The organism is Niallia alba, from assembly GCF_012933555.1.
In the GTDB taxonomy this organism is placed as follows: domain Bacteria; phylum Bacillota; class Bacilli; order Bacillales; family Cytobacillaceae; genus Niallia; species Niallia alba.
This window is the reverse complement of the sequence record NZ_JABBPK010000001.1, coordinates 3,090,428-3,111,663: the sequence shown is the minus strand read 5'-3', so window position 1 is coordinate 3,111,663 and position 21,236 is coordinate 3,090,428. Positions and strand designations below refer to the sequence as shown.

Here is a 21,236-nt window from a genome sequence, read left to right as displayed (position 1 = left end):
TCTATTCTAACTTGTCCTTTATCTACATATAGTTAAATAAAGCATGATTTAAGTGTTAGATTTATAAATTTAACATGTGCTATTTAAAGGAGGGAGTGACTATGGAACGCTCGATCTTCCCTGAAAGCTATGAGTTAGATGGAACAACAAAAAAAGTTTTGCTGAAAATTATAGAGAAAAAAGAAAAATATGATAAGTTAAAAAACAGGCATTTACTGGTTATGTGGTTTACAATCTTTGCTGCTTTTTGTTATTTCATTTGGTTGTATAAGCACATTGCTATCCCGTATTCCCATTCATTCGCAGTCATGTTTTCTGTGTATGTTCAAGAAACGTTGAATTTATATATTCTCCTATTAATTATAGGTGCTTTTGGATATATGAATGTCGTTAGGCAAAAAAGGGATAAAGCGGAAAAGGAGTTCCATGATCTTCGTTGTGAATTTATCGATAAAAGCAAAGATCTATTCGGAAATAGTGAGACTTGGAATGTCCGTCATGAAATATATAATACAATCAAAAATACCTATGATATTAATTTATTTCATCAAGCTAAGTAAAAAATAGGTTGTTGCAGAAAAATATACTAATTAGTCAAAAATTAAAGCTGTTTAAAAGAATAAATAGACAAAAAGATACCTAAATAAAGGAGGTATCTTTTTGTCTATATAAGAAAAAACATAATTAAAAAATCTTTCGTTGCTGGCGATCTTCTTTAATAATTTCAACTGCTTCTCTAAAACGTTGAGAGTGTACGATTTCGCGTTCTCTTAGAAAACGGAGACTATCATTTAAATCAGGATCATCACTCATATTGATGATCCATTGGTATGTCGCTCTTGCCTTCTCCTCGGCTGCTATATCTTCATAAAGATCAGCAATTGGATCACCTTTTGCTTGAATATAAGCGGCAGTCCAAGGGTTGCCGGAAGCATCATGATAGAATAGCGCATGGTCATGATTAACATAGTGGTCACCTATACCGGCTGCCTTTAGTTGTTCGGGTGTAGCATCTTTTGTTAATTTATATATCATGGTAGCGATCATTTCTAAATGAGCAAATTCTTCTGTACCTATGTCTGTTAATAATCCAATAACGCGATCAGGTATAGAGTACCGCTGATTTAAGTATCTTAATGCTGCTGCAAGTTCTCCATCAGCACCTCCATATTGTTCAATTAAAAATTTGGCAAGCATTGGATTGCAAGTACTTACTTTTACGGGGTATTGTAATTTTTTTTCATATAACCACATAAGATTCCATTCTCCTTTATCGCAAAATTAAATTTTTGACATCATACTTGCCAAGGCCAAGGGGCAGAATCCCAATCCCATGGTGAACCAGATGGGCTGTTTCCATATTGCAATAAAGGACCATAGTTACTTTCATATAATTTTTTGAACTTTTCACGTTCTTTCACATAATGATTAAATTGATTAATGGCATCTTGATCATAATGGTGGGTATCTAAGTATAAGGTGAGTTCAACTAGTACAAAATCGATTGCTTGGAGTTGTTCTAATAATTGATAGTATTCCGGTGGAAGCTGCTTCATTCAATATCACTCCCTTAGCTCTTTTTTTCGTTAGGACCGTAGTAAGGATCGTAAAATGTTTTCCATAAGGTTCCTGCTTTTAATGCTTCCATTGGACTAAACTGAGGAAGATGTGGTGGCTGAAAACCTAAGTATAAATTCGGCGGGGTTGAATATACTTTTGTTTTTATTGGTGGACAAGGATCAAATGGGCTGATATAAGGGTGATATTCTTTGTAGAATGACGGCATAGAATTCCCTCCTTTTCTGGGGTTTACTTTACATCCTATGATAAAATTTTTATTTCCATGCTTGCTTTTAAAAAAGCTTCAACTACCCTTGTTGTTTTAGTAAAAAACATTTAAAAGGTAAAAAAAGCGGGCAACTTTATATTTTGCCGATAAATATTCAGCAATCGTAATAAAAGAACTTAAACAGTGGTATATAAAGGGGAGAAGATTTTTCTTAAAAATGGTAATTCATGTAGAAGGTGTATTAAAATATAAGAATCATTCAATGAAAAAAGAGGAATTTTAGGGGGACTTTATGATATTCTTACTTGTTACTTTCATTTTACTTGTTTTTTTAGGGGTGGCTTTATTAATATATATGAGAAAAATTGCAAATGAGAATAATGTAAAATATGAGATTTTTTATTTTCCAAACTTTCCATCTTCAATCCGAGAAATTACCCTTTTCTTTATTTCAGATATTCATCGAAGAACTGTTGATGATACCATCATTAATGAAGCAATCAATGTTGCGGAGATTGTCATAATAGGAGGAGATCTTTTAGAAAAGGGTGTAAAGTTGGAAAAAACCCGGGAGAATCTACGGAAGTTAAAAAAAATTGGTCCTGTTTATTTTGTTTGGGGGAATAATGATTACGAAATTGATCGAGATGTTTTAGAAACTTTATTGAAAGAAGAGGACATTATCTTATTGGATAATAAAGCAATTTCTTTCCAATCAGATAAAGAAGAAAGTTGGTCCTTAATTGGGATTGAAGATTATTCTTTAGAGCATGATGATTTAGAAAAAGCGTTAGAGCAAACAAATGCCAATGATTTTAAACTCTTAGTGAGCCATAATCCGAAAATAATAGAAAAAATGAATGAGGTAGAACAGATTCCCCTCATATTAAGCGGGCATACTCATGGAGGGCAAATACGAATATTTGGTTTCGGACCATATGAATTAGGTGGAGCAAAAGTAATTGAAAATACGACTGTATTTGTTAGTAATGGGTATGGAACAACTAGTATTCCGTTAAGATTAGGAGCAAAGCCAGAAACACATATTATAAGTATTAAACATAAACAAAATGATGAATGAATTAAGATGTTTGTAGTAAGTACAATCAACCGTTCTTAGCGAAATATTGGCTTTTCAAGCAAAGCCTGAACCACTTTGGAATATTACTCACCGATTACTCCTTCCTTTCATAAACTGCAGTAAGAGTTTTTTCAAGGAGCAGGCAGGAGGCGTAGTCATGCGTTTGGAGAGATTAAATAGCAACAGAATTAAAATCCATCTGACCACCGATGATTTGTATGAACGTGGATTGACAAAGGAAGATATATGGAAAGACTCGATAAAGTGGCAGTATTTTTTTCATGAAATGCTTGAAGAAGCCAATGATTTATTTGACATGGAGATACACGGATCGGTAGCTGTTGAGATATTTTCAATGAAAGCTCAAGGCATGGTTATGATTTTAACAATAAGTGAAAGTGAATTGGATACGGAAGAATTATTATCTGAAGGTTTCTTAGAGATGCAAGTAACAGTAGAAGAAACAGTGGATATATTATATGAGTTTAAGGATATAGAAGATGTAATAAATGCCGCAAAGCAGTTAGTGCAAAATGCCTTTTATGGCGGTTCTTTATATCATTTTAATGGAATGTATTATTTATGCTTTGTTGATATTTCTTCGTTTAAAGAGGAACAAATTATTGCCATCCTAAGCGAGTATGGAGAAGTAAGTTTAAAGAGCATATACATCATTGAAGAATATGGAAATATAATAAAAAAAGAGAATGCATTGGAGACATTGGTGCATTATTTTTAATCCTCCATAAAGTAGATAGAATGATTCCATTTTTTTGAAGTTGTTCTCGGAGACACGAGATATGGAAACTTCAGCAGTTTATTGGAATTGTCTATCTTTTTTATGTGTTTAAAAGAACTTTAATACATAAAAATTTAAAACTTGATGATTGGTAAAACTTGTTGAAAGTGTTAAAATGAAATAGGGAAGATACATAAGATTATTCCCATCCTTTCATCTTTTTTGTTTAGCCACAAGTATTTTTATCGTATAAGGAAATAAGTTTTAGAGACTAATGAATTGATGATAATTAAATGAGGGTGAGGTAGGACAAAGAATCGTTTAATTGAATATACTGATATTAGAACAAGGAATAAAAAACAGTTATCCACAGTGAAAAAATGATATTTGTAGACCTTCCGTAACGAATAATCGCAAGATGATAGTGGAACTAACAAGTTCCTGAATAATTATGTTATTTCAATTGTATAATTTTGCTTGCATCTTGCAGGTAAAGGTGTATACTATGCTTTGAATTAGCTATTAAGCCCAAAATTATGTTTTCCATTTATCCCACTCTTAACGGACAGTAAGACTCCCCCCTCAAGGTTTTGAGAATACGAGGAAGATAGGTGGGAGATCAACTGTCCGTAAAGGTCCGATTGGTTCAACTAACCATCAGTGGGGGAGGAAGGAAAACCCCCGCTGATAGAAGTTTCACTTTATTAAAAATGCTAAATAATTATTCTTATAAAGAAGAACTACGGTTTATAAACTAGTAGTTTTTTAGGAGGATTTATTAATGGTAGCCAAAAAATCTAATGAGAAGAATCATGTAGAAGAGCAACACGATGTTTTGAAATCAACACAAACAGTAATTCATAAGGCTTTAAACAAACTTGGTTATTCAGATGAAGTTTATGAATTATTAAAAGAGCCGATTCGAATGATGACAGTTAAAATTCCTGTGAGAATGGATGATGGAACTGTAAAAATCTTCACAGGCTACCGTGCTCAACATAATGATGCAGTTGGTCCAACAAAGGGTGGTATTCGTTTTCATCCTAATGTTACCGAAACAGAAGTGAAAGCACTCTCTATCTGGATGAGTTTAAAATGTGGCATTGTCGACCTTCCTTATGGTGGCGGAAAAGGAGGAATTGTTTGTGATCCTCGTGATATGTCTTTTAGAGAATTAGAAAGATTAAGTAGAGGCTATGTACGAGCAATTAGTCAGATCGTCGGCCCAACAAAAGATATTCCTGCTCCAGATGTTTTTACTAATTCGCAGATAATGGCATGGATGATGGACGAGTATAGCCGAATTGATGAATTTAACTCTCCAGGTTTTATAACAGGTAAGCCACTTGTATTAGGTGGATCACAAGGACGAGAAACAGCTACTGCAAAAGGTGTAACCATTTGTATTCGTGAAGCAGCAAAAAGAAGAGGCATTTCCATTGAAGGAGCACGAGTAGTTGTCCAAGGATTTGGAAATGCAGGGAGTTTTCTAGCAAAATTCATGTATGATGCGGGTGCAAAGATAATTGGAATTTCTGATGCGTATGGAGCATTGCATGATCCTGAAGGGTTAGATATAGATTATTTATTGGATAGAAGAGACAGCTTTGGTACTGTTACAAACTTATTTAACAATACCATTTCGAATAAAGAATTATTAGAATTAGATTGCGATATCTTGGTTCCAGCAGCAATTGAAAACCAAATAACAGAACAAAATGCGCCGAATATTAAAGCAAGCATTGTTGTGGAAGCTGCTAATGGACCGACAACATTAGAAGCTACTCGTATTTTAACAGAAAGAGGAATTTTATTAGTTCCAGATGTATTAGCTTCAGCTGGCGGGGTAACTGTTTCTTATTTCGAATGGGTTCAAAATAATCAAGGATACTACTGGACAGAAGAAGAAGTGGAAGAAAGATTAGAAAAAGTAATGAGCAAATCATTTAAAAATATTTATGATACTGCTGAAATACGTCGTGTCGATATGAGACTAGCAGCATATATGGTGGGAGTTAGAAAAATGGCGGAAGCATCTAGATTCCGCGGTTGGATATAAATTTAACTAAACCTATTGCTGATTTTTTATTTTGGAGCTTTTTGGGGAAAACTTTAATCTTATTTATCCCACTCTTAACGGACAGTAAGACTCCCCCCTCAAGCATATGAGAATACAAGGAAGATAGGTGGGAGATCAACTGTCCGTAAAGGTCCGATTGGTTCAACTAACCATCAGTGGGGGATGAAGGAAAACCCCCACTGATGGCAGTTTCACTTTATAATTTTGTTAAAGGTTTAAAGGGGAAGTAATCCCGTTTTTTGTAAAAGGTTAGGAGTGAACGGTTTTGAAAAGAGAACAAGCAATTATCATTGGTGCAGGTCCATGCGGTCTTGCAGCAGCGATCGCTTTAAAGGAAATAAATATAAATCCACTAATTATTGAAAAAGGAAATGTCGTAAATGCGATACATGGTTATCCTACACATCAGACATTTTTCAGTACAAGTGAAAAATTAGAAATTGGCGATGTCGCTTTCTTAACAGAACAATATAAGCCTAATCGCAATCAAGCGCTCGTTTATTATCGAGAAGTAGTAAAAAGAAAAGAACTTCGTATAAATGCATATGAAGAAGTAATAGAAGTACAAAAAACAGAGGAACAGGATTTTATTGTAAAAACGAAAAAGTCCGAATACTTAGCTCCATATATTATTGTTGCAACTGGTTATTATGATCATCCGAACTATATGAATATTCCGGGCGAAGAATCGGCTAAGGTAATGCATTATTTTAAAGAAGCACATCCTTATTTTAACCATGATGTAACAGTAATCGGCGGGAAAAATTCAAGCGTGGATGCTGCGATTGAACTTGTGAAAGCCGGAGCAAGAGTAACGGTTTTATACAGGGGCAGCGAATATTCTTCTAGTATCAAGCCTTGGATTTTACCAGAATTTGAGTCCTTAGTGCGAAAAGGAACTATTAAAATGGAATTCCAAGCAAGTGTTGTAGAAATAAAAGAAACCTCTCTTTTATATGAAGTAAATGGAAAGCTTCATGAAATTAAAAATGATTTTGTGTTTGCGATGACAGGATATCATCCTGATCACGAATTTCTGAAAAAAATGGGAGTGGAAATCGAAAAGGAAACGGGGAGACCTGTGTTTGATCCAGAAACAATGGAAACAAATGTGAATGGTATATTTATTGCTGGGGTAATTGCAGCAGGAAATAACGCAAATGAAATCTTTATTGAAAATGGAAGGTTTCATGGTGTGCAAATTGCGAATGCTATTCTAGAAAAAACTAGATAGTCGAACACTCAGAAACAGGGGAAAAGGGGAAATGAAATGTTGGCGATTTTTTCAGCCGGAATAGCACCTGGTTTAGCATTGTTAAGCTATTTCTATTTAAAAGACCAATACGATTCCGAGCCAATATCGCTTGTCATGCGGTCTTTTATAACAGGTGCACTTCTTGTTTTTCCAATCATGTTTATTCAATACGTTTTTCAAGCAGAGAATGTCATTCCAGAAGGGATTTGGAGTGCTCTACTTACAACCAGTTTATTAGAAGAATTTTTTAAATGGTTTATTCTTTTTTATACGGCAGTAAAGCATGCTGATTTTGATGAGCCTTATGATGGAATAGTATATGGCGTTGCAGTGTCATTAGGGTTTGCAACCATGGAAAATATTCTATATTTAGTGGCAAATGGACTGGAGTATGCGATTGGAAGAGCTTTGCTTCCTGTATCAAGTCATGCCCTTTTTGGGGTTATAATGGGTTATTATTTTGGAAAGGGTAAATTTATTGTGCCTAGAGGGAAATGGCTTGTTTATTCCCTGCTTGTTCCTTTTCTGCTTCACGCTGTGTATGATTATATTGTATCTTTAGAGAAAAATTGGCTGATCTTGATTACCCCATTTATGTTTTATTTATGGTGGTTAGGCCTTAGAAAAGTAAAAAGCGCAAGAGAACTAAGTAATGAACCTATTCAAAAAATGACAGGAACTTAACGTTAAAAAGGCTAAAGGGTAATATTTACCATCTGGTAAAAGGAAGTTTCACAATCCTCTTTGGAATAGGATTGTGAAGCATATAGTATGTAAGAAAGTAGAGTGGAGTACATCCCTCTACTTTTTTTTTGTATAAAAAACCAATTGCTACAAAAAATACAGTTAATGTTAATAGTAATTAGTTATGGGGGTAATAAGCATGAATAAAAAGTTTTTACTCACAAAAATAGCGATCATCTTTTTTGTTATGACAGGATTACTAGCTGTTCCTTTACATGAACAAAAAGTACATGCTTTTTCCGATCAAGTTATTCAGCATGGAGCAGTAGGGGATGACGTTATTGAATTACAAGCTAGACTACAATATGTAGGATTTTATAATGGGAAAATTGATGGTGTATTTGGTTGGCAAACCTATTGGGCATTAAGGCACTTTCAATATGAATTTGGATTGCCGATTGATGGTTTAGCTGGCGCGAAAACGAAAGAAAAGTTAGCTCGCGCAACTAAATACAATGAGCAATTTGTAAAAGAACAAATAAATCGTGGGAAAAAGTTCTCCCATTATGGAGGGGTTGATTTAAATAAACAAAAGACTCCTTCTCCTAAAAAAGGAACAACACAAAATCAAGCAAAAAAACAAACGAATAACAAAGTAAAAAAACCAAATACTACTGCGCAAAAAAAGAAAAATCAAAATGGTGCTGCACAAAAGCAAACAAATAATGCAGCAAAACCAAAAAACGCAACAGAAAACAAATCTGGTCAGACAGGAACAAATAATAATAACACTCCTGCACCGCAAAATACTGCCAATACGAATGGCGGCGAAAACACAACTGGGAAAAAAGTAACTGCAGCAAATGTTCCGAATGGGTTCTCGCAAAATGATATTCAATTGATGGCAAATGCAGTATATGGTGAAGCAAGAGGAGAGCCATATGTAGGTCAAGTAGCTGTTGCAGCAGTTATTCTCAACCGAGTTAACAGTCCAACATTTCCAAATACGGTTTCAGGGGTTATTTTTGAACCACGCGCATTCACTGCTGTTGCTGACGGACAAATTTGGTTAACTCCAAATGAAAGGGCAAAAGAAGCAGTATTAGATGCTATTAATGGATGGGATCCTACTGGACATGCTTTGTATTATTTTAATCCGGATACCGCAACAAGCGGATGGATTTGGGGTCGACCACAAATTAAACAAATAGGTAAGCATATATTCTGTAAATAGTGGGGTGAGACGATGTTAAGAGGAATATTAATAGGAGTATTAACACTCGGGATCGCAGGGGTAGCCTTTTGGGGCTATCAGGAGCACAAAGAGAAAAATGCAGTTTTATTAAACGCAGAGAATAACTATCAAAGGGCTTTCCATGATTTAACGTATCAAGTAGATTTGCTACATGATCAGATTGGTACAACTTTAGCAATGAATTCACAGGAATCCCTATCTCCTGCGTTGGCAGAAGTATGGCGAATTACTTCAGAAGCACATTCAGATGTAGGTCAACTACCATTGACACTGCTCCCGTTTAATAAAACAGAGGAATTTTTAGCGAACATTGGTGATTTTAGTTATCGGACAGCGGTGAGAGACTTAAATAAAGAGCCATTATCGGAAGATGAGTATAAAACGTTAAAGAAATTGTACAAAGAAGCTGCAGATATCCAAGACGAATTACGCAATGTTCAGCATTTAGTGCTGGAAAACAATCTCCGTTGGATGGATGTTGAAATGGCATTGGCAACAGATAAGCAATTAGATAATACCATTATTGACGGTTTGAAAACAGTGGAAGATAAAGTAAAAGGATATCAGGAAACGAGCTTTGGCGTTACAAGTGTAAATATGGAAAAGAAAGATGAGAACTTCAAAAACTTAAAAGGAAAGACAATATCAGAAAAAGAAGCAGAAGAAATTGCGAAAGAATTTGCGGAATTTAAAAATCCAGTTGAAGTGAAAATCACGGAAAATGGAAAAGGATCAAATTATGGCTTTTATAGTGTTACATTAAAAGAAGAGGGAACAGATGTAGAAGCAAGCATGGATATCACCAAAAAAGGAGGATATCCTATCTGGTCCATCGTATCCCGAGAAGTAAAAGAAGATAAGATAAGCCTTAATGAAGCGAATAATCAAGCAGTTAAGTTTTTAAAAGATCATGATTTTAAAAACTTAGCACTATTTGAGAGTATGCAATATGAAAATATGGGTGTGTTTAATTTTGTTACCGAGATTGATGGAGTAAAAATTTATCCAGATAGTATTAAAATGAAAGTGGCCCTAGATAATGGAAATGTTATTGGGTTTGCTGCAGAAGATTACTTGATGGCAAATACAGAAAGAGAAATCAAAGATCCAGCGATTTCTAAAGAGGAAGCATTAAAGAAAATCAACAAACAGGTAGATATTATGGATGATGGTTTAGCAATAATCCTAAATGATCTGAATGAAGAAGTTTTATGTTATGAATTTATTGGAACATTAGGGGAAGATACCTATCGGATTTATATTAATGCCGATAATGGAATCGAGGAAAAGGTAGAGAAATTAAAGAATGCTGAACCAGTTTATGAAGAAGTAGTTTAAAGAAAAAATAGCTGTCGACATACTCTAATACGAGAATGTTGGCAGTTTTTTTATCCTTCAAATCAAGTGGAAAGACCTGCATGGATAGAAGTTATACTTTCTGAATGGGTAGTATTGCCAAATATAAAACATTCATGCAATAATGATACTTAAATATAGGTATTTTGTTATAGGTATAAAAATAATGAGTCTTAATGACTATTATTAAGATATCGGTTTATCAAGTGATTGTGATAATTTACTCATTTCTTAAAGAGGAGTGAGACTCAACCGCAAGCTGAGGAGAATCGAATCGAGGAAGCTAGCTCCCGTAAACGTCCGATAAACGCAATTAGCCAGCAGGGAAGGGGAAGGAAAAAGCCCACTGATGGAAGTTGTATTTATATAAACATAAATACATTATGGATAAAAAATCTTAAGGTATTCATACCGTTAAAAAGAAAGTGTGAGAAAAAGTGATTTTTATTGGAGATACATTAATTATTGAACCGATTCATGGGGAATCAAACGGTGACCAATATAAAAGTCGTGTATTAGGAATAGCAGAAAAATCGATATACATAGAGTATCCTATTCATCTTGTAACAAATAAACTACTTTTTCTTATGAATGGTGCTCAATTGAGGGTTAATTTTGTGACAAGTGAAGGGATTGCTTATTTATTTCATTCCGAAGTGATTGGAAGGAAAAAGGATAATAATGTACCAATGCTTATTCTTTCATTGCCTGCAGAAAATCAAATGGTTAAAATTCAGCGTAGACAATTTGTAAGAATTGAAACGAGTGTTGATATCGCAATCCATCCATATGAGAAGGACGGTCAATTTGAACCATTTACAACCGTTTCTTTAGATTTTAGTGCTGGTGGGGCTGCTGTTATTGTGCCTAAGCATATAAGATTACAGGAAAATAGTAAATTAAAAGTTTCATTAGTTCTGCCTTTACAAAATGGAGAGTATAATTATTTGCATTTGATGGCAGAAAGCAAAAAAATCTTTGATTATAATGAACATAGCAATAAAATGACGATTGAATTTTTAGAAGTTGATCCTGCGGATCGCCAATCAATGTTAAGGTTTAGCTTTGACCGTCAACTTTCCTTGAAAAAGAAAGGGATTGAAATCTGAATAAAGGCTTATGAATACTCCGATACTAGTCATATAAACTAAAAACGAAAAAGCAAAATAGCTAAGTTTTTAAGTATATGAAAGCTTTTTGGAAAGCAAAAAGGAGTTGCGTAAAGTGAAAACGGTGGAAAGAATTATAATGAAGATTATCATGTTTCAAATCGTTTTTTTTATAGTTGGTCAAATGCTTCATCAGTGGGATTTTATCCCGGAAATAAGAACAATCACTCAATATGAAGGTGTTATGGATTCTAATTTTATTTCCTTTCTCGAGACATTCGGAAGATAATAGCGATGTTTATTTTTTGTTGTCATATAGAAGAGATACATAAAAGAGATGATATTTTTAATAAAAAAGTCTAGAGATTATGGTAAAATAAAAGATAAGTAAGCCATTTAAAAATAAGGGCTAGGCTTGTACTCCACATTAAAAATCATGTTTGGATGTAAAAATGCTACAAGCATAATAATTGCCTACTATACTTTAGGAGGCATTAATAGTGTAGAGTGAATATTATAAGAGAATTGGTATAATTGAGCCAGTAGTTCAGGAGGAATTATGGAAAAGAAAATTAGCATTGCAATAGATGGACCAGCAGCAGCAGGGAAAAGTACTGTTGCAAAGATTGTTGCCGAACAATTAGGATACATTTATATTGATACAGGAGCGATGTATAGGGCTTTAACCTATAAAGCAATAAACCATAACTTAAATTTAGAAGATGAAAAAAGTTTAATAAATATGTTAAATGAAACAGTTATTGAATTGTTCCCAGGTGAACAAGGTCAATTAATTTTTCTAGATAACAAAGATGTTACAAAGGAAGTTCGTTCAAGTGAAGTGACGAACTCGGTTTCTATCGTTTCCAAGCATAAACTTGTTAGGGAAGAAATGGTAAGAAGACAACAAATGTTTGCAGTAAACGGTGGTGTGGTAATGGATGGTAGGGATATTGGTACCCATGTGATTCCAGCCGCTGAAGTAAAAATATTTCTTTTAGCTTCTGTAGATGAAAGAGCAATTAGAAGACATAAAGAGAATGTACTAAAAGGTTATGAATCCGATTTAGAACAATTGAAACAAGAAATTGCTGCCCGGGATAAATTAGATTCAGAGCGTGAAATTGCTCCGTTAAAGAAGGCGGATGATGCAATTGAAATGGATACGACTTCACTATCTATAAATGATGTAGTTGAAAAAATCATGGAGCTAACACGAGAAAAAATTAGTAATTGATCTTTAACATATGCAAGCTTCAGGTAATCTTATAAACTAGTCTAGTAGTTCTTACTTGACAAAAAAACAAGTTTGTAAGAACTTTAAAGAGAAGGATTATAAAAATCGTATGCATGATTAATTTATTTTAAGCTGCATGTTCATTTTCGAAAGAGAGTGCATGCAGCATAGAGTCGAAGGAGGAGTACATATGTCTGAGGAATTAAATGATGTAGTTGTAAATAATTATACTGTTGGAGACGTAGTAAATGGTCAGATCACGAAGGTGGAAGAAAAACAGGTAATTGTTGCAATTACGGACAGTAAACTCGATGGGATTATACCAATAAGTGAATTATCTAGCTTGCACATTGAAAAGGCAAGTGATGTTGTTTCAGAAGGGGATCAGCTTGAATTAGAAGTGATAAAAGTAGAAGAAGATGCTCTTGTTTTATCCAAAAGAAAAGTTGATGCAGAAAAAGCTTGGGATCAACTTGAAGAGAAATTTAAAGCAGGCGAAGTTTTTGAAGCAGAAGTAAAAGACGTTGTAAAAGGCGGACTTGTTGTTGATCTTGGTGTAAGAGGCTTTGTACCTGCCTCCTTAGTAGAAGCTCATTATGTAGAAGATTTTTCTGATTACAAGGGTAAAACAATTTCTTTTAAAATTGTGGAATTGGAGAAAGATAAAAGTCGTCTTATTTTATCCCATCGTGCCGTTGTAGAGGAAGAGAAAAGCAAACAAAAGCAAAATCTCCTAGACTCAATAGAAGTTGGACAAACCCTAACAGGAACTGTTCAAAGAATCACGGATTTTGGTGCATTTGTTGATTTAGGGGGCATTGATGGATTAGTCCATATTTCTCAATTGTCATATGATCACATTTCTAGTCCAACAGATGTCGTTCAAGAAGGGCAAGAAGTAAAAGTAAAGGTGTTAAGTGTAGACCGTAATAATGATCGCATATCTTTATCTATTAAAGAAACACAACCTGGACCTTGGGCGAACATTGCAGAACGTGCAGAAAAAGGTAGTGTACTAGATGGAACAGTCAAACGTATTGTTTCCTATGGTGCGTTTGTTGAAGTGTTCCCAGGTGTCGAAGGACTTGTTCATATATCCCAAATTGCACATAAGCATATTGGAACACCTCATGAAGTGTTGAAAGAGGGGCAAGAAGTCCAAGTAAAAGTATTAGATGTAAATGAAGCGGAACAGCGTCTTTCTTTAAGCATTAAAGAACTAACAGAAAAAGAAGTAGACGAGGAAGAAGTTTATGAGCTTCCAGAAGAGTCAAAAGGATTCCAATTAGGTGATATGATTGGGGAACAATTGAAGAAATTGAAAAACTAATCATTTCTTTCTCTTATACAAAAGAAATTTGTAGGGGTGGCCATTGAGGTCACCCTTATTGTGTGTTTTCTACTTATTATCGTTTAATAATCTGCCTTCTTCTGGACTTTGTAATCTAGTTGCGCCATTGTAATGAAGTGCTTGATCACGGTCTGATTCAACTCTGTTGCTTTTTTTTAATTTTTTTTCCTGTCTATCCTTACCCATAAAAAAACTCCTCCTACCAATAATAAATTTGAAACGTTCGACTTCCTTTACAGAAGTTTAATTTTATTATTCTACATCGTGCAGAAAACTACTTAATGAAAAAAATTCCTACATAAAAATACAAATACAGTTCCATTTGTTACTTCTATCTTTTTCGTTTAAATTACATACTTCCGAGACATAATGGAAAAATAGGAGAGTGAGAATGATGGCAGGATCAATTTTTTTATTTTGTACCTGGTTTCTTTGGATATTTACGACTTTTTTTATGGATAAAAGGAACCAAAAGCGAACGGAATATTCCATTTATTTATTATTAGCGATTGTTTTATGTGGGTTGAATTGGGAGTGGCAACATGTGCGTTTTTCGATTTTACCCCTAGTTGTATTGGTCATTTCATTTTTTTATACAAGTCGTCTACACTGGAAAAAATCTATGTACTGTATAGTTTCGTCTTTTTTTGTGATGTTAGCTTATATTACATATGAGCTAATGGCGATTATTGATCCGATATGGGTATTTATCCCGGGCGTATGGCTTAAGGCAAGTATATTATTTATACTAGTCATCCTTTTACATAGAAATATCGTTTGTCAAATCCTTATTCTGTCAATCGGAAGTATGATGGGGGATATAGTATTAAGTTTTGTTTTAAGGAGCTATCAGATGAATTATTCGATTGGCTCTATGCATTTTTTTGATTCTTTTATGCTTGGTATGCTGGGAATGATATCTCTTTTTTATCTAAAAATGACGCTTGCAAGATGGGAACAGTATGTATTTATGCTTGAAAAGGAGAGAAAAAATAACGTATGAGTAATTTCGCTTATCCAATTCTATTTGGGGTAATTGTCGGGACACTATTAAGGATATATATGCTTCGAACTGATTATAGACAATATCCTACTTATTTACATGGGAAAATAATTCACATTGCCTTAGGCTTTATCGCTGCTGGTTTAGGTTCAGTAGCTATTCCATCTATTTTAAACAAAGACTTTACGGCAGTAACATTCTTAACTGTTGCTGCTTCCCAATTTCGTGAAGTTAGGAACATGGAAAGAAATACACTTACTGAATTAGATAGTTTTGAGATGGTTCCAAGAGGAAAAACATATATTGAAGGAATAGCCATTGCTTTTGAAAGTCGAAATTATTTAGTGATGTTTGCAGGTCTGGTCAGTACATTTGGCTATATTGCTTTCAACATCTGGACAGGAATCCTCGCAGCTATTTTCTCGGCAGTGGTAGCAAAAAAACTAATGTCTGGTGGACATTTAAAAGATATAGTAGATATTCAATATGTACAACCAACGTTTGCGGGTGCTGGTTTACATGTTGATACAATTTATATCATGAACATTGGTTTACCGGAGCGACAGAAGGAAGTATTAAAATATGGAATGGGGTTTATTTTAACCCCTAAGAATTTTAATGCAAGAACGACTATTGCAAACTTAGGCCAAAGACAAGCTATTCTTTATGATGTTACTACAGCACTAGGCGTTTACCGCGACTCAGGAACACCTGCGTTAGTGCCGCTAGCTAAAAGAGATCTGGAAGATGGGAGAGTAGCAATTTTCGTATTACCACAAATACAAAATGAAAAGAAAGCCATTCGAATTATCGGTGCAGTCCCAACATTAGAAAATGCTATTCGAATGCCAAGTAAGCGTGAAGAAAGAGAGGAAGAGTTAGAATGAATGTAGAAAAATACATTTTAGCCTCCATAACTACGAATCCTAATAAAGTTGCACCAGGCAGTGGTGTGTTTTATTGTGAAGATACAAAGGAACTGGAAACAATAGCGACTAATTTAGAAGCTATACTAGATGGGATTGCGCATAAAATCAGTGAAGAAGTCTTTATAATTGTTAAGCATTAATATCGAAACAACGCTATATAAATGATTGTTATGGAAAGAAATGCAGTTTTATGTTGCTAGGATAACTTCTCTTTGATAAAATGTTTTAGTTAGGGGTCTACCTTACAGTTTTCGGGTTAGCCCCTATTTTACTATTTTTTGTTAAAGGGTATTACTTGAACAGTCGATTATTGATTTCGTTCTTGATAGAATTTAGGAATAAGTTTAAATAATTTCTACTAAAAAACGGAGCTGTAAAAACGGAAACTACTAAAAAAATTAGTAGTTACGTTCATAAAAGCAAGAAATAATCTAAGAATGTTCTTTAACATCGTGATTACCTTACGCTTGAAAGCATTTAATCGTAGGAATCATGTTGCATGGATAGAATGATTATGTATGAAGGGATGATAGCGATGGCTAAACCAGTTATTGCAATAGTTGGACGACCGAATGTCGGTAAATCAACTATTTTTAATCGGATAGTAGGAGAACGTATCTCCATTGTAGAAGATATACCAGGAGTAACAAGAGATCGTATCTATAGCTCAGCAGAATGGTTGAATCATGATTTTAACCTTATTGATACAGGTGGAATTGATATTGGAGATGAACCTTTTTTAGATCAAATACGTATGCAAGCGGAAATTGCAATTGAGGAAGCAGATGTAATCATCTTTATAACAAATGGTCGTGAGGGCGTTACAGCTGCAGATGAAGAAGTGGCAAAAATTTTATATAAAGCGAAAAAGCCTGTTGTCTTAGCTGTAAATAAAGTGGATAACCCAGATATGCGAGAACAAATTTATGATTTTTACGCCTTAGGTTTTGGAGAACCATTCCCAATTTCTGGATCACATGGTTTAGGATTAGGGGATTTATTAGACGAGGCGGCAAATCACTTTCCAAAGCGTGATACGAAGGATTATGATGATGATGTCATTAAGTTTTCCCTGATTGGGAGACCGAATGTCGGTAAATCTTCGTTAGTAAATGCAATGCTAGGTGAAGAAAGAGTAATTGTTAGTAATGTGGCTGGTACTACACGAGACGCAATTGATTCTGAAGTTACGGTTAATGGCGAAAAGTTTGTTATTATCGATACAGCAGGAATGAGAAAAAAAGGTAAAGTATATGAGTCTACAGAAAAATATAGTGTATTAAGAGCATTACGTGCCATCGAACGATCCGATGTCGTTTTAGTGGTTATTGATGGAGAAGAAGGAATTATTGAGCAGGATAAAAAAATTGCAGGTTATGCTCATGAGGCTGGAAGAGCAATTATTATTGTAGTGAATAAATGGGATGCTGTAGAAAAAGATGAAAAAACAATGAAAACATTTGAACAAACAATTAGAGAACATTTCCTATTCTTAGACTATGCACCAATTGTTTTCCTTTCTGCAAAAACGAAAAAACGTATTCATACATTAATACCGATGATCAAGGTTGCCAGTGAAAATCATACACGCAGAGTAGAAACAAGTGTGTTAAATGATGTTATTATGGACGCTGTTGCAATGAATCCTACTCCAACTGATAAAGGAAAAAGATTGAAAATATACTATACTACCCAAGTTGCGGTAGGACCACCTACTTTTGTTGTATTTGTGAATGATCCAGAATTGCTTCACTTTTCTTATGAGCGATTTTTAGAAAATCGGGTTAGAGATGCCTTTGGTTTTGAAGGAACACCGATTAAAATATTTGCAAGAGAAAGAAAATAAAGAGGTGTAAATGATGAAAGATAAGAAATCCGTAGCAATGATTGGTGCTGGTAGCTGGGGAACAGCTCTATCATTAGTTCTTGGCGACAATGGTCATACTGTTCGACTTTGGGGAAAAGATGAGAAAAACATTGCAGAGATAAATAGCTTACATCAAAATAGCAAATATTTGCCTGGGATTACCCTGCCTAACGAAGTAGTTGGAACAACTTCGTTAGAACAGAGTATTCAGGAAGCAGATATCATTGTATTGGCCATACCAACCAAAGCAATGCGTGAGGTTATTCCGCAAATGCTTCCTTACATTAAAAAGCAGAAAACATTCGTTCATGTTAGTAAAGGAATTGAGCCAGGCACATTAATGAGAATTTCTGAAATAATGGAGGAAGAGATACCTGAAAGCATGCGTAAAAGTATTGTTGTGCTCTCAGGTCCTAGTCATGCGGAGGAAGTAAGCCTACGTCATCCAACAACAGTTACAGTATCTTCTAAGAAGATGGATGAAGCTGAACTTGTTCAAGATTTATTTATCAATCATAATTTCCGAGTATATACAAATCCGGATCTTATTGGGGTCGAAATTGGCGGTGCCTTGAAAAATATCATTGCAGTATGTGCAGGAATTGCAGATGGATTAGGATTTGGCGATAATGCTAAGGCGGCATTAATTACAAGAGGTCTTGCTGAGATGGCAAGATTAGGAACAAGAATGGGTGCAAATCCTCTTACCTTTGCTGGTTTAACAGGGATTGGAGATTTGATTGTTACTTGTACAAGTGTTCATTCTAGAAACTGGAGAGCAGGCAATATGCTTGGAAAAGGTCATGCGCTAGAAGAAGTGCTGGACCAAATGGGAATGGTTGTGGAAGGTATACGTACTACAAAAGCAGCACATCAGCTTTCTGAAAAATATGGAGTAACGATGCCTATTACAAATGCTTTGTTCAAGATTTTATTTAATGGACAAGATGCCAAAGCAGCAGTAGAGAGCCTGATGGCAAGAGGGAAAACGAATGAAATGGAAGATTTAATAAACATTCTTGCCTCTCAGTACATAGAATAAAAAAAGATGTTTAATTGCACTTACCCCTGTCAAGTAGACAATGAAAAAAAGAGTATATTAAGCTGCGGCCTTTTCTCGATATTCAATCGGGGAAAGGTCGTTATATTTTTTCTGAAATCGTTCGTGATTGTAATAGAAAATATATTCGTTTACAGCTTTGTAAGTTTCCTCATACGTTTTTGGTGCAACTAAATAAAGCTTTTCTGTTTTTAAATGTGAAAAGAACGACTCTATACATGCATTATCAAAACAATTTCCTTTTCTAGAATGGCTACCGACTATTTTCATACCTTCTAAAAGCTTTTGATATCGCTTAGTTGTATATTGAAATCCTTGGTCAGAATGTAAAAGTGTTTCTCCATTCTTAATTAAAGATGGATTTAATTTAATTACTGTATTTTGCACTAATTCTAAATCATTTCTAGTAGACATTTCCCATGCTACAATCTCATTATTATAAAGGTCCAAAACGGCTGATAAATAAACAAATGAATTATGTCCAATTCGAATATATGTAATATCCGTCACAAGCTTCTGATAGTAATTTTCTGCGTAGAAATTTTGATTAAGAATGTTAGGAAATACTATAGAGCCTCTTCTTCCATAGAAAGGACGTTTTTTTCGAATAACAGAACGAATTCCTAAATCTCTCATTAACCTTCTAACACGTTTGTGGTTTATAAAAATCCCTTCTCGTTTTAAAGCTGTAGTCATGCGTTTGTATCCTAGGTAGTGTCAAAAGATTTATGAAAACTACCTAAAGGGTTAGTTTCTCTCCTATTTACTGGATGGAGATGCGCCGCAATCGCTCTTGACAAACACGCCAATGGTTTGAGGATTGTTTAACAAGGGCGAAGGGAACAAAAGAAGGCATACCAAATAAGCCCTTGGTTGTTTCCATTTTAAACCATTGGCAAGTTCGGTTTGTCAAGAGTTCGCTCCGCCGATTGCTGAATTAGCTTAAGGGCTCAGCTAAACAAAAAGTTAGGCTTGTCTTTGTTCTACTATCCATTGTTGTGCTAATCCAATGAGCTTTGTCCAACGTGCTGGCATTGTTGGAAGCCCCTTGAGTTCTGGATTCACTACGGGCACTTTTCCTTCTAAGGCGGCATGCGGACGCAAAAAGTTAAAGTAGGCCGTAAATAAGGTGACGTATGAAATGGAACCATGTTCAGAGCCGAATCCATGAGTGGAGCGATAATTGCCCTTAAAGGTGCGGTTAAGTCTCTCAATTATTTGTTTCAGTGGTCTATATTCGGTCGAAACAGGGTCCTCATTGGTTAATCCAATGACCTGCTTCACATCGAATGAAATCCCATGTTGAGCGAAGAAATGTTGGGCTAAAAGATAGATTGGATTCCCGTCTACCACAAAGGTCAGATTTTCTGGAATCTCTTTCATCTTGATTAAGACCTCATCAATTGCTCGAATGGCTGTTGCTGTGTCTCGATTAGGCGACACCGGATACGAAAGAATAATCTTTTTCACGGCGTCAAAAAAGAAAAATAAATAATGCCATCGACCGTTTACTCTGATATACGTTTCATCACCGCAGAATTGGTCTGAAAGTTCATAGGGATAGTGATCCACATAAGGTTTAAGTAATAAAGCTACGCTATTTTCGTAGTTCAATACAGTCTGATGTGAAATCATCACTCCGTGTACGTCCTGCATAATCGCAGCTGTTTTACGGGCCGAAAGGCCATAGTTTACATGATAGGTTAGGATTAATCCTAATGTATGTGGTGATGCATAAATCTTTGATAAGTCAACGGCCGGCAGTTCTGGTGATTCCTTGGATAACGGCTGGAAATCGATATGAAACTGACGGAAAATGTATCTTAATTTAAATGCTTGAGGGTCCTTTTTGAACCTTTTCTTTTCTTTTGAAGTCATCCCATTGAGCTTCTTTTGATAATAAGAACAGTCATTGTTCTTGCACTTAAACACGTGAAAATCTTTTCTTTCTTTTATTTTCTCGAGAGTTTTGGAACAATGAGGACACTTCAGGATGGCTTCCTTAGAATAACGGTTCTTTTCACTGAAGAGCTCTGTACACACCTTGCATTGATACTGGCCTTTATCTCCATTGTTGGCATAAAGATAATCTGATGGAGCACCACACTTTGGGCAGTTCATGGATTTAGGTACGGAAACTTTTGCATTCTTACGCCTTTGAACAGGTTTAAGTGGTTTCCCGTTCTTCTCTAGATATTCACTAAGAAGAACTCGATAATCAAGCTGTTCCAGAACTTCAATGACCGGAAGGTCGTCCACTTGAAGTTTTCGATATGGTTTATTTACTGGCTGTTCAGTAGGCTTATCAAACATACTCTTACCAATCAATAAAGTAAGCAATGTTCGAATTAGTTGTTCTTGATAGTTTATAAAAGTTAATAAATAGGTTATAATTTGAGGGTACAAATTGTCACTTCCTTTTCTAGGTTGTTGAGAGTGTC

At 35.0% G+C, this 21,236-nt stretch carries 22 protein-coding genes and 1 pseudogene; 17 read left to right on the top strand and 6 right to left on the bottom strand.

Annotated elements, in window-relative coordinates; translation table 11 throughout:
- The first annotated feature begins 101 nt into the window (after positions 1–101).
- Positions 102–560 carry a DUF2663 family protein gene (locus tag HHU08_RS14950; protein ID WP_016203151.1) on the top strand — a complete coding sequence of 153 codons (459 nt, stop codon included), beginning with the start codon at positions 102–104 and terminating at the stop codon, positions 558–560.
- 124 nt (positions 561–684) lie between these two features.
- Here HHU08_RS14950 and HHU08_RS14945 read toward each other — a convergent pair whose 3' ends face one another.
- The 3 genes from HHU08_RS14945 to HHU08_RS14935 are packed head-to-tail and all read right to left on the bottom strand — an operon-like array spanning position 685 to position 1,786.
- Positions 685–1,254, bottom strand: a complete 570-nt coding sequence (locus tag HHU08_RS14945) for a manganese catalase family protein (protein ID WP_016203150.1) — start codon at positions 1,252–1,254, stop codon at positions 685–687.
- Between the two features lie 41 nt (positions 1,255–1,295).
- Positions 1,296–1,556 carry a spore coat protein CotJB gene (locus tag HHU08_RS14940; protein WP_016203149.1) on the bottom strand — a complete coding sequence of 87 codons (261 nt, stop codon included), beginning with the start codon at positions 1,554–1,556 and terminating at the stop codon, positions 1,296–1,298.
- 14 nt (positions 1,557–1,570) lie between these two features.
- Positions 1,571–1,786, bottom strand: a complete 216-nt coding sequence (locus tag HHU08_RS14935; protein WP_016203148.1) for a spore coat associated protein CotJA — start codon at positions 1,784–1,786, stop codon at positions 1,571–1,573.
- A 295-nt stretch (positions 1,787–2,081) separates the two neighbouring features.
- Between HHU08_RS14935 and HHU08_RS14930 the strand changes: the two genes are divergently transcribed.
- From HHU08_RS14930 to rpsA, 11 genes are all read left to right on the top strand, one after another.
- Positions 2,082–2,870, top strand: a complete 789-nt coding sequence (locus tag HHU08_RS14930) for a metallophosphoesterase (protein ID WP_169188787.1) — start codon at positions 2,082–2,084, stop codon at positions 2,868–2,870.
- Positions 2,871–3,027: 157 nt separating this feature from the next.
- Entirely contained in the window at positions 3,028–3,609 is a 582-nt protein-coding gene (locus HHU08_RS14925) for an adaptor protein MecA (protein ID WP_169188786.1), read from the top strand.
- A 781-nt stretch (positions 3,610–4,390) separates the two neighbouring features.
- On the top strand, positions 4,391–5,668 hold the full coding sequence (locus HHU08_RS14920) for a Glu/Leu/Phe/Val family dehydrogenase (protein ID WP_169188785.1): 1,278 nt from the start codon (positions 4,391–4,393) through the stop codon (positions 5,666–5,668).
- 286 nt (positions 5,669–5,954) lie between these two features.
- A complete protein-coding gene (locus HHU08_RS14915; protein WP_016203143.1) occupies positions 5,955–6,923 on the top strand; it encodes a YpdA family putative bacillithiol disulfide reductase in 969 nt (322 codons plus the stop codon).
- A 36-nt stretch (positions 6,924–6,959) separates the two neighbouring features.
- The gene (gene prsW / locus HHU08_RS14910) at positions 6,960–7,628 is read left to right on the top strand and encodes a glutamic-type intramembrane protease PrsW (RefSeq protein WP_016203142.1); all 669 of its coding nucleotides are present in this window, start codon (positions 6,960–6,962) and stop codon (positions 7,626–7,628) included.
- Positions 7,629–7,827: 199 nt separating this feature from the next.
- A complete protein-coding gene (gene sleB / locus HHU08_RS14905) occupies positions 7,828–8,862 on the top strand; it encodes a spore cortex-lytic enzyme (protein ID WP_407939819.1) in 1,035 nt (344 codons plus the stop codon).
- A gap of 12 nt (positions 8,863–8,874) precedes the next feature.
- Positions 8,875–10,221, top strand: a complete 1,347-nt coding sequence (gene ypeB, locus HHU08_RS14900) for a germination protein YpeB (RefSeq protein ID WP_169188784.1) — start codon at positions 8,875–8,877, stop codon at positions 10,219–10,221.
- Positions 10,222–10,676: 455 nt separating this feature from the next.
- Complete coding sequence (locus HHU08_RS25720) at positions 10,677–11,348, top strand: flagellar brake protein (protein ID WP_169188783.1); 672 nt, start codon at positions 10,677–10,679, stop codon at positions 11,346–11,348.
- Positions 11,349–11,463: 115 nt separating this feature from the next.
- The gene (locus HHU08_RS14890; RefSeq protein WP_169188782.1) at positions 11,464–11,637 is read left to right on the top strand and encodes a DUF5359 family protein; all 174 of its coding nucleotides are present in this window, start codon (positions 11,464–11,466) and stop codon (positions 11,635–11,637) included.
- Positions 11,638–11,907: 270 nt separating this feature from the next.
- On the top strand, positions 11,908–12,585 hold the full coding sequence (cmk, locus tag HHU08_RS14885; protein WP_169188781.1) for a (d)CMP kinase: 678 nt from the start codon (positions 11,908–11,910) through the stop codon (positions 12,583–12,585).
- Positions 12,586–12,775: 190 nt separating this feature from the next.
- A complete protein-coding gene (rpsA, locus tag HHU08_RS14880) occupies positions 12,776–13,915 on the top strand; it encodes a 30S ribosomal protein S1 (protein WP_016203025.1) in 1,140 nt (379 codons plus the stop codon).
- A gap of 69 nt (positions 13,916–13,984) precedes the next feature.
- Here rpsA and HHU08_RS14875 read toward each other — a convergent pair whose 3' ends face one another.
- Entirely contained in the window at positions 13,985–14,122 is a 138-nt protein-coding gene (locus HHU08_RS14875; RefSeq protein WP_016203026.1) for a YpzI family protein, read from the bottom strand.
- Positions 14,123–14,327: 205 nt separating this feature from the next.
- Here HHU08_RS14875 and HHU08_RS24915 point away from each other — a divergent pair, with 205 nt between their 5' ends.
- The 5 genes from HHU08_RS24915 (at position 14,328) to HHU08_RS14850 (ending at position 18,777) form a co-directional block, all read left to right on the top strand.
- Positions 14,328–14,939, top strand: a complete 612-nt coding sequence (locus tag HHU08_RS24915) for a YphA family membrane protein (protein ID WP_205835621.1) — start codon at positions 14,328–14,330, stop codon at positions 14,937–14,939.
- Positions 14,936–15,826 (top strand): YIEGIA family protein, encoded by an 891-nt coding sequence (locus HHU08_RS14865; RefSeq protein ID WP_169188779.1) that lies wholly within the window; start codon positions 14,936–14,938, stop codon positions 15,824–15,826. Before HHU08_RS24915 ends, HHU08_RS14865 begins: the two co-directional genes overlap by 4 nt.
- A complete protein-coding gene (locus tag HHU08_RS14860; RefSeq protein ID WP_016203029.1) occupies positions 15,823–16,008 on the top strand; it encodes a capping complex subunit for YIEGIA in 186 nt (61 codons plus the stop codon). The genes HHU08_RS14865 and HHU08_RS14860 overlap by 4 nt, the downstream gene beginning before the upstream one ends.
- 395 nt (positions 16,009–16,403) lie before the next feature.
- The gene (gene der, locus HHU08_RS14855) at positions 16,404–17,714 is read left to right on the top strand and encodes a ribosome biogenesis GTPase Der (RefSeq protein ID WP_101731380.1); all 1,311 of its coding nucleotides are present in this window, start codon (positions 16,404–16,406) and stop codon (positions 17,712–17,714) included.
- A 10-nt stretch (positions 17,715–17,724) separates the two neighbouring features.
- Complete coding sequence (locus HHU08_RS14850; RefSeq protein ID WP_328823018.1) at positions 17,725–18,777, top strand: NAD(P)H-dependent glycerol-3-phosphate dehydrogenase; 1,053 nt, start codon at positions 17,725–17,727, stop codon at positions 18,775–18,777.
- A 57-nt stretch (positions 18,778–18,834) separates the two neighbouring features.
- On the opposite strand, the pseudogene HHU08_RS14845 reads toward HHU08_RS14850, so the two are convergent.
- Positions 18,835–19,509: pseudogene (locus HHU08_RS14845) on the bottom strand (IS3 family transposase); the annotation flags it as partial.
- A gap of 252 nt (positions 19,510–19,761) precedes the next feature.
- Complete coding sequence (locus HHU08_RS14840) at positions 19,762–21,201, bottom strand: DDE-type integrase/transposase/recombinase (RefSeq protein ID WP_169187685.1); 1,440 nt, start codon at positions 21,199–21,201, stop codon at positions 19,762–19,764.
- Positions 21,202–21,236 lie beyond the last annotated feature (35 nt).

What these genes read in the sequence shown, in the direction of transcription:
- HHU08_RS14930 (WP_169188787.1), top strand. Translation starts at nt 2,082, where the DNA reads ATGATATTCTTACTTGTTACTTTCATTTTACTTGTTTTTTTAGGGGTG.
- HHU08_RS14920 (WP_169188785.1), top strand. Translation starts at nt 4,391, where the DNA reads ATGGTAGCCAAAAAATCTAATGAGAAGAATCATGTAGAAGAGCAACAC.
- prsW (WP_016203142.1), top strand. Translation starts at nt 6,960, where the DNA reads ATGTTGGCGATTTTTTCAGCCGGAATAGCACCTGGTTTAGCATTGTTA.
- HHU08_RS14860 (WP_016203029.1), top strand. Translation starts at nt 15,823, where the DNA reads ATGAATGTAGAAAAATACATTTTAGCCTCCATAACTACGAATCCTAAT.
- ypeB (WP_169188784.1), top strand. Translation starts at nt 8,875, where the DNA reads ATGTTAAGAGGAATATTAATAGGAGTATTAACACTCGGGATCGCAGGG.
- HHU08_RS14850 (WP_328823018.1), top strand. Translation starts at nt 17,725, where the DNA reads ATGATGAAAGATAAGAAATCCGTAGCAATGATTGGTGCTGGTAGCTGG.
- HHU08_RS14945 (WP_016203150.1), bottom strand. Translation starts at nt 1,254, where the DNA reads ATGTGGTTATATGAAAAAAAATTACAATACCCCGTAAAAGTAAGTACT.
- cmk (WP_169188781.1), top strand. Translation starts at nt 11,908, where the DNA reads ATGGAAAAGAAAATTAGCATTGCAATAGATGGACCAGCAGCAGCAGGG.
- HHU08_RS14950 (WP_016203151.1), top strand. Translation starts at nt 102, where the DNA reads ATGGAACGCTCGATCTTCCCTGAAAGCTATGAGTTAGATGGAACAACA.
- der (WP_101731380.1), top strand. Translation starts at nt 16,404, where the DNA reads ATGGCTAAACCAGTTATTGCAATAGTTGGACGACCGAATGTCGGTAAA.
- HHU08_RS14925 (WP_169188786.1), top strand. Translation starts at nt 3,028, where the DNA reads ATGCGTTTGGAGAGATTAAATAGCAACAGAATTAAAATCCATCTGACC.
- HHU08_RS14940 (WP_016203149.1), bottom strand. Translation starts at nt 1,556, where the DNA reads ATGAAGCAGCTTCCACCGGAATACTATCAATTATTAGAACAACTCCAA.
- HHU08_RS14865 (WP_169188779.1), top strand. Translation starts at nt 14,936, where the DNA reads ATGAGTAATTTCGCTTATCCAATTCTATTTGGGGTAATTGTCGGGACA.
- rpsA (WP_016203025.1), top strand. Translation starts at nt 12,776, where the DNA reads ATGTCTGAGGAATTAAATGATGTAGTTGTAAATAATTATACTGTTGGA.
- HHU08_RS14935 (WP_016203148.1), bottom strand. Translation starts at nt 1,786, where the DNA reads ATGCCGTCATTCTACAAAGAATATCACCCTTATATCAGCCCATTTGAT.
- HHU08_RS14875 (WP_016203026.1), bottom strand. Translation starts at nt 14,122, where the DNA reads ATGGGTAAGGATAGACAGGAAAAAAAATTAAAAAAAAGCAACAGAGTT.
- HHU08_RS24915 (WP_205835621.1), top strand. Translation starts at nt 14,328, where the DNA reads ATGATGGCAGGATCAATTTTTTTATTTTGTACCTGGTTTCTTTGGATA.
- sleB (WP_407939819.1), top strand. Translation starts at nt 7,828, where the DNA reads ATGAATAAAAAGTTTTTACTCACAAAAATAGCGATCATCTTTTTTGTT.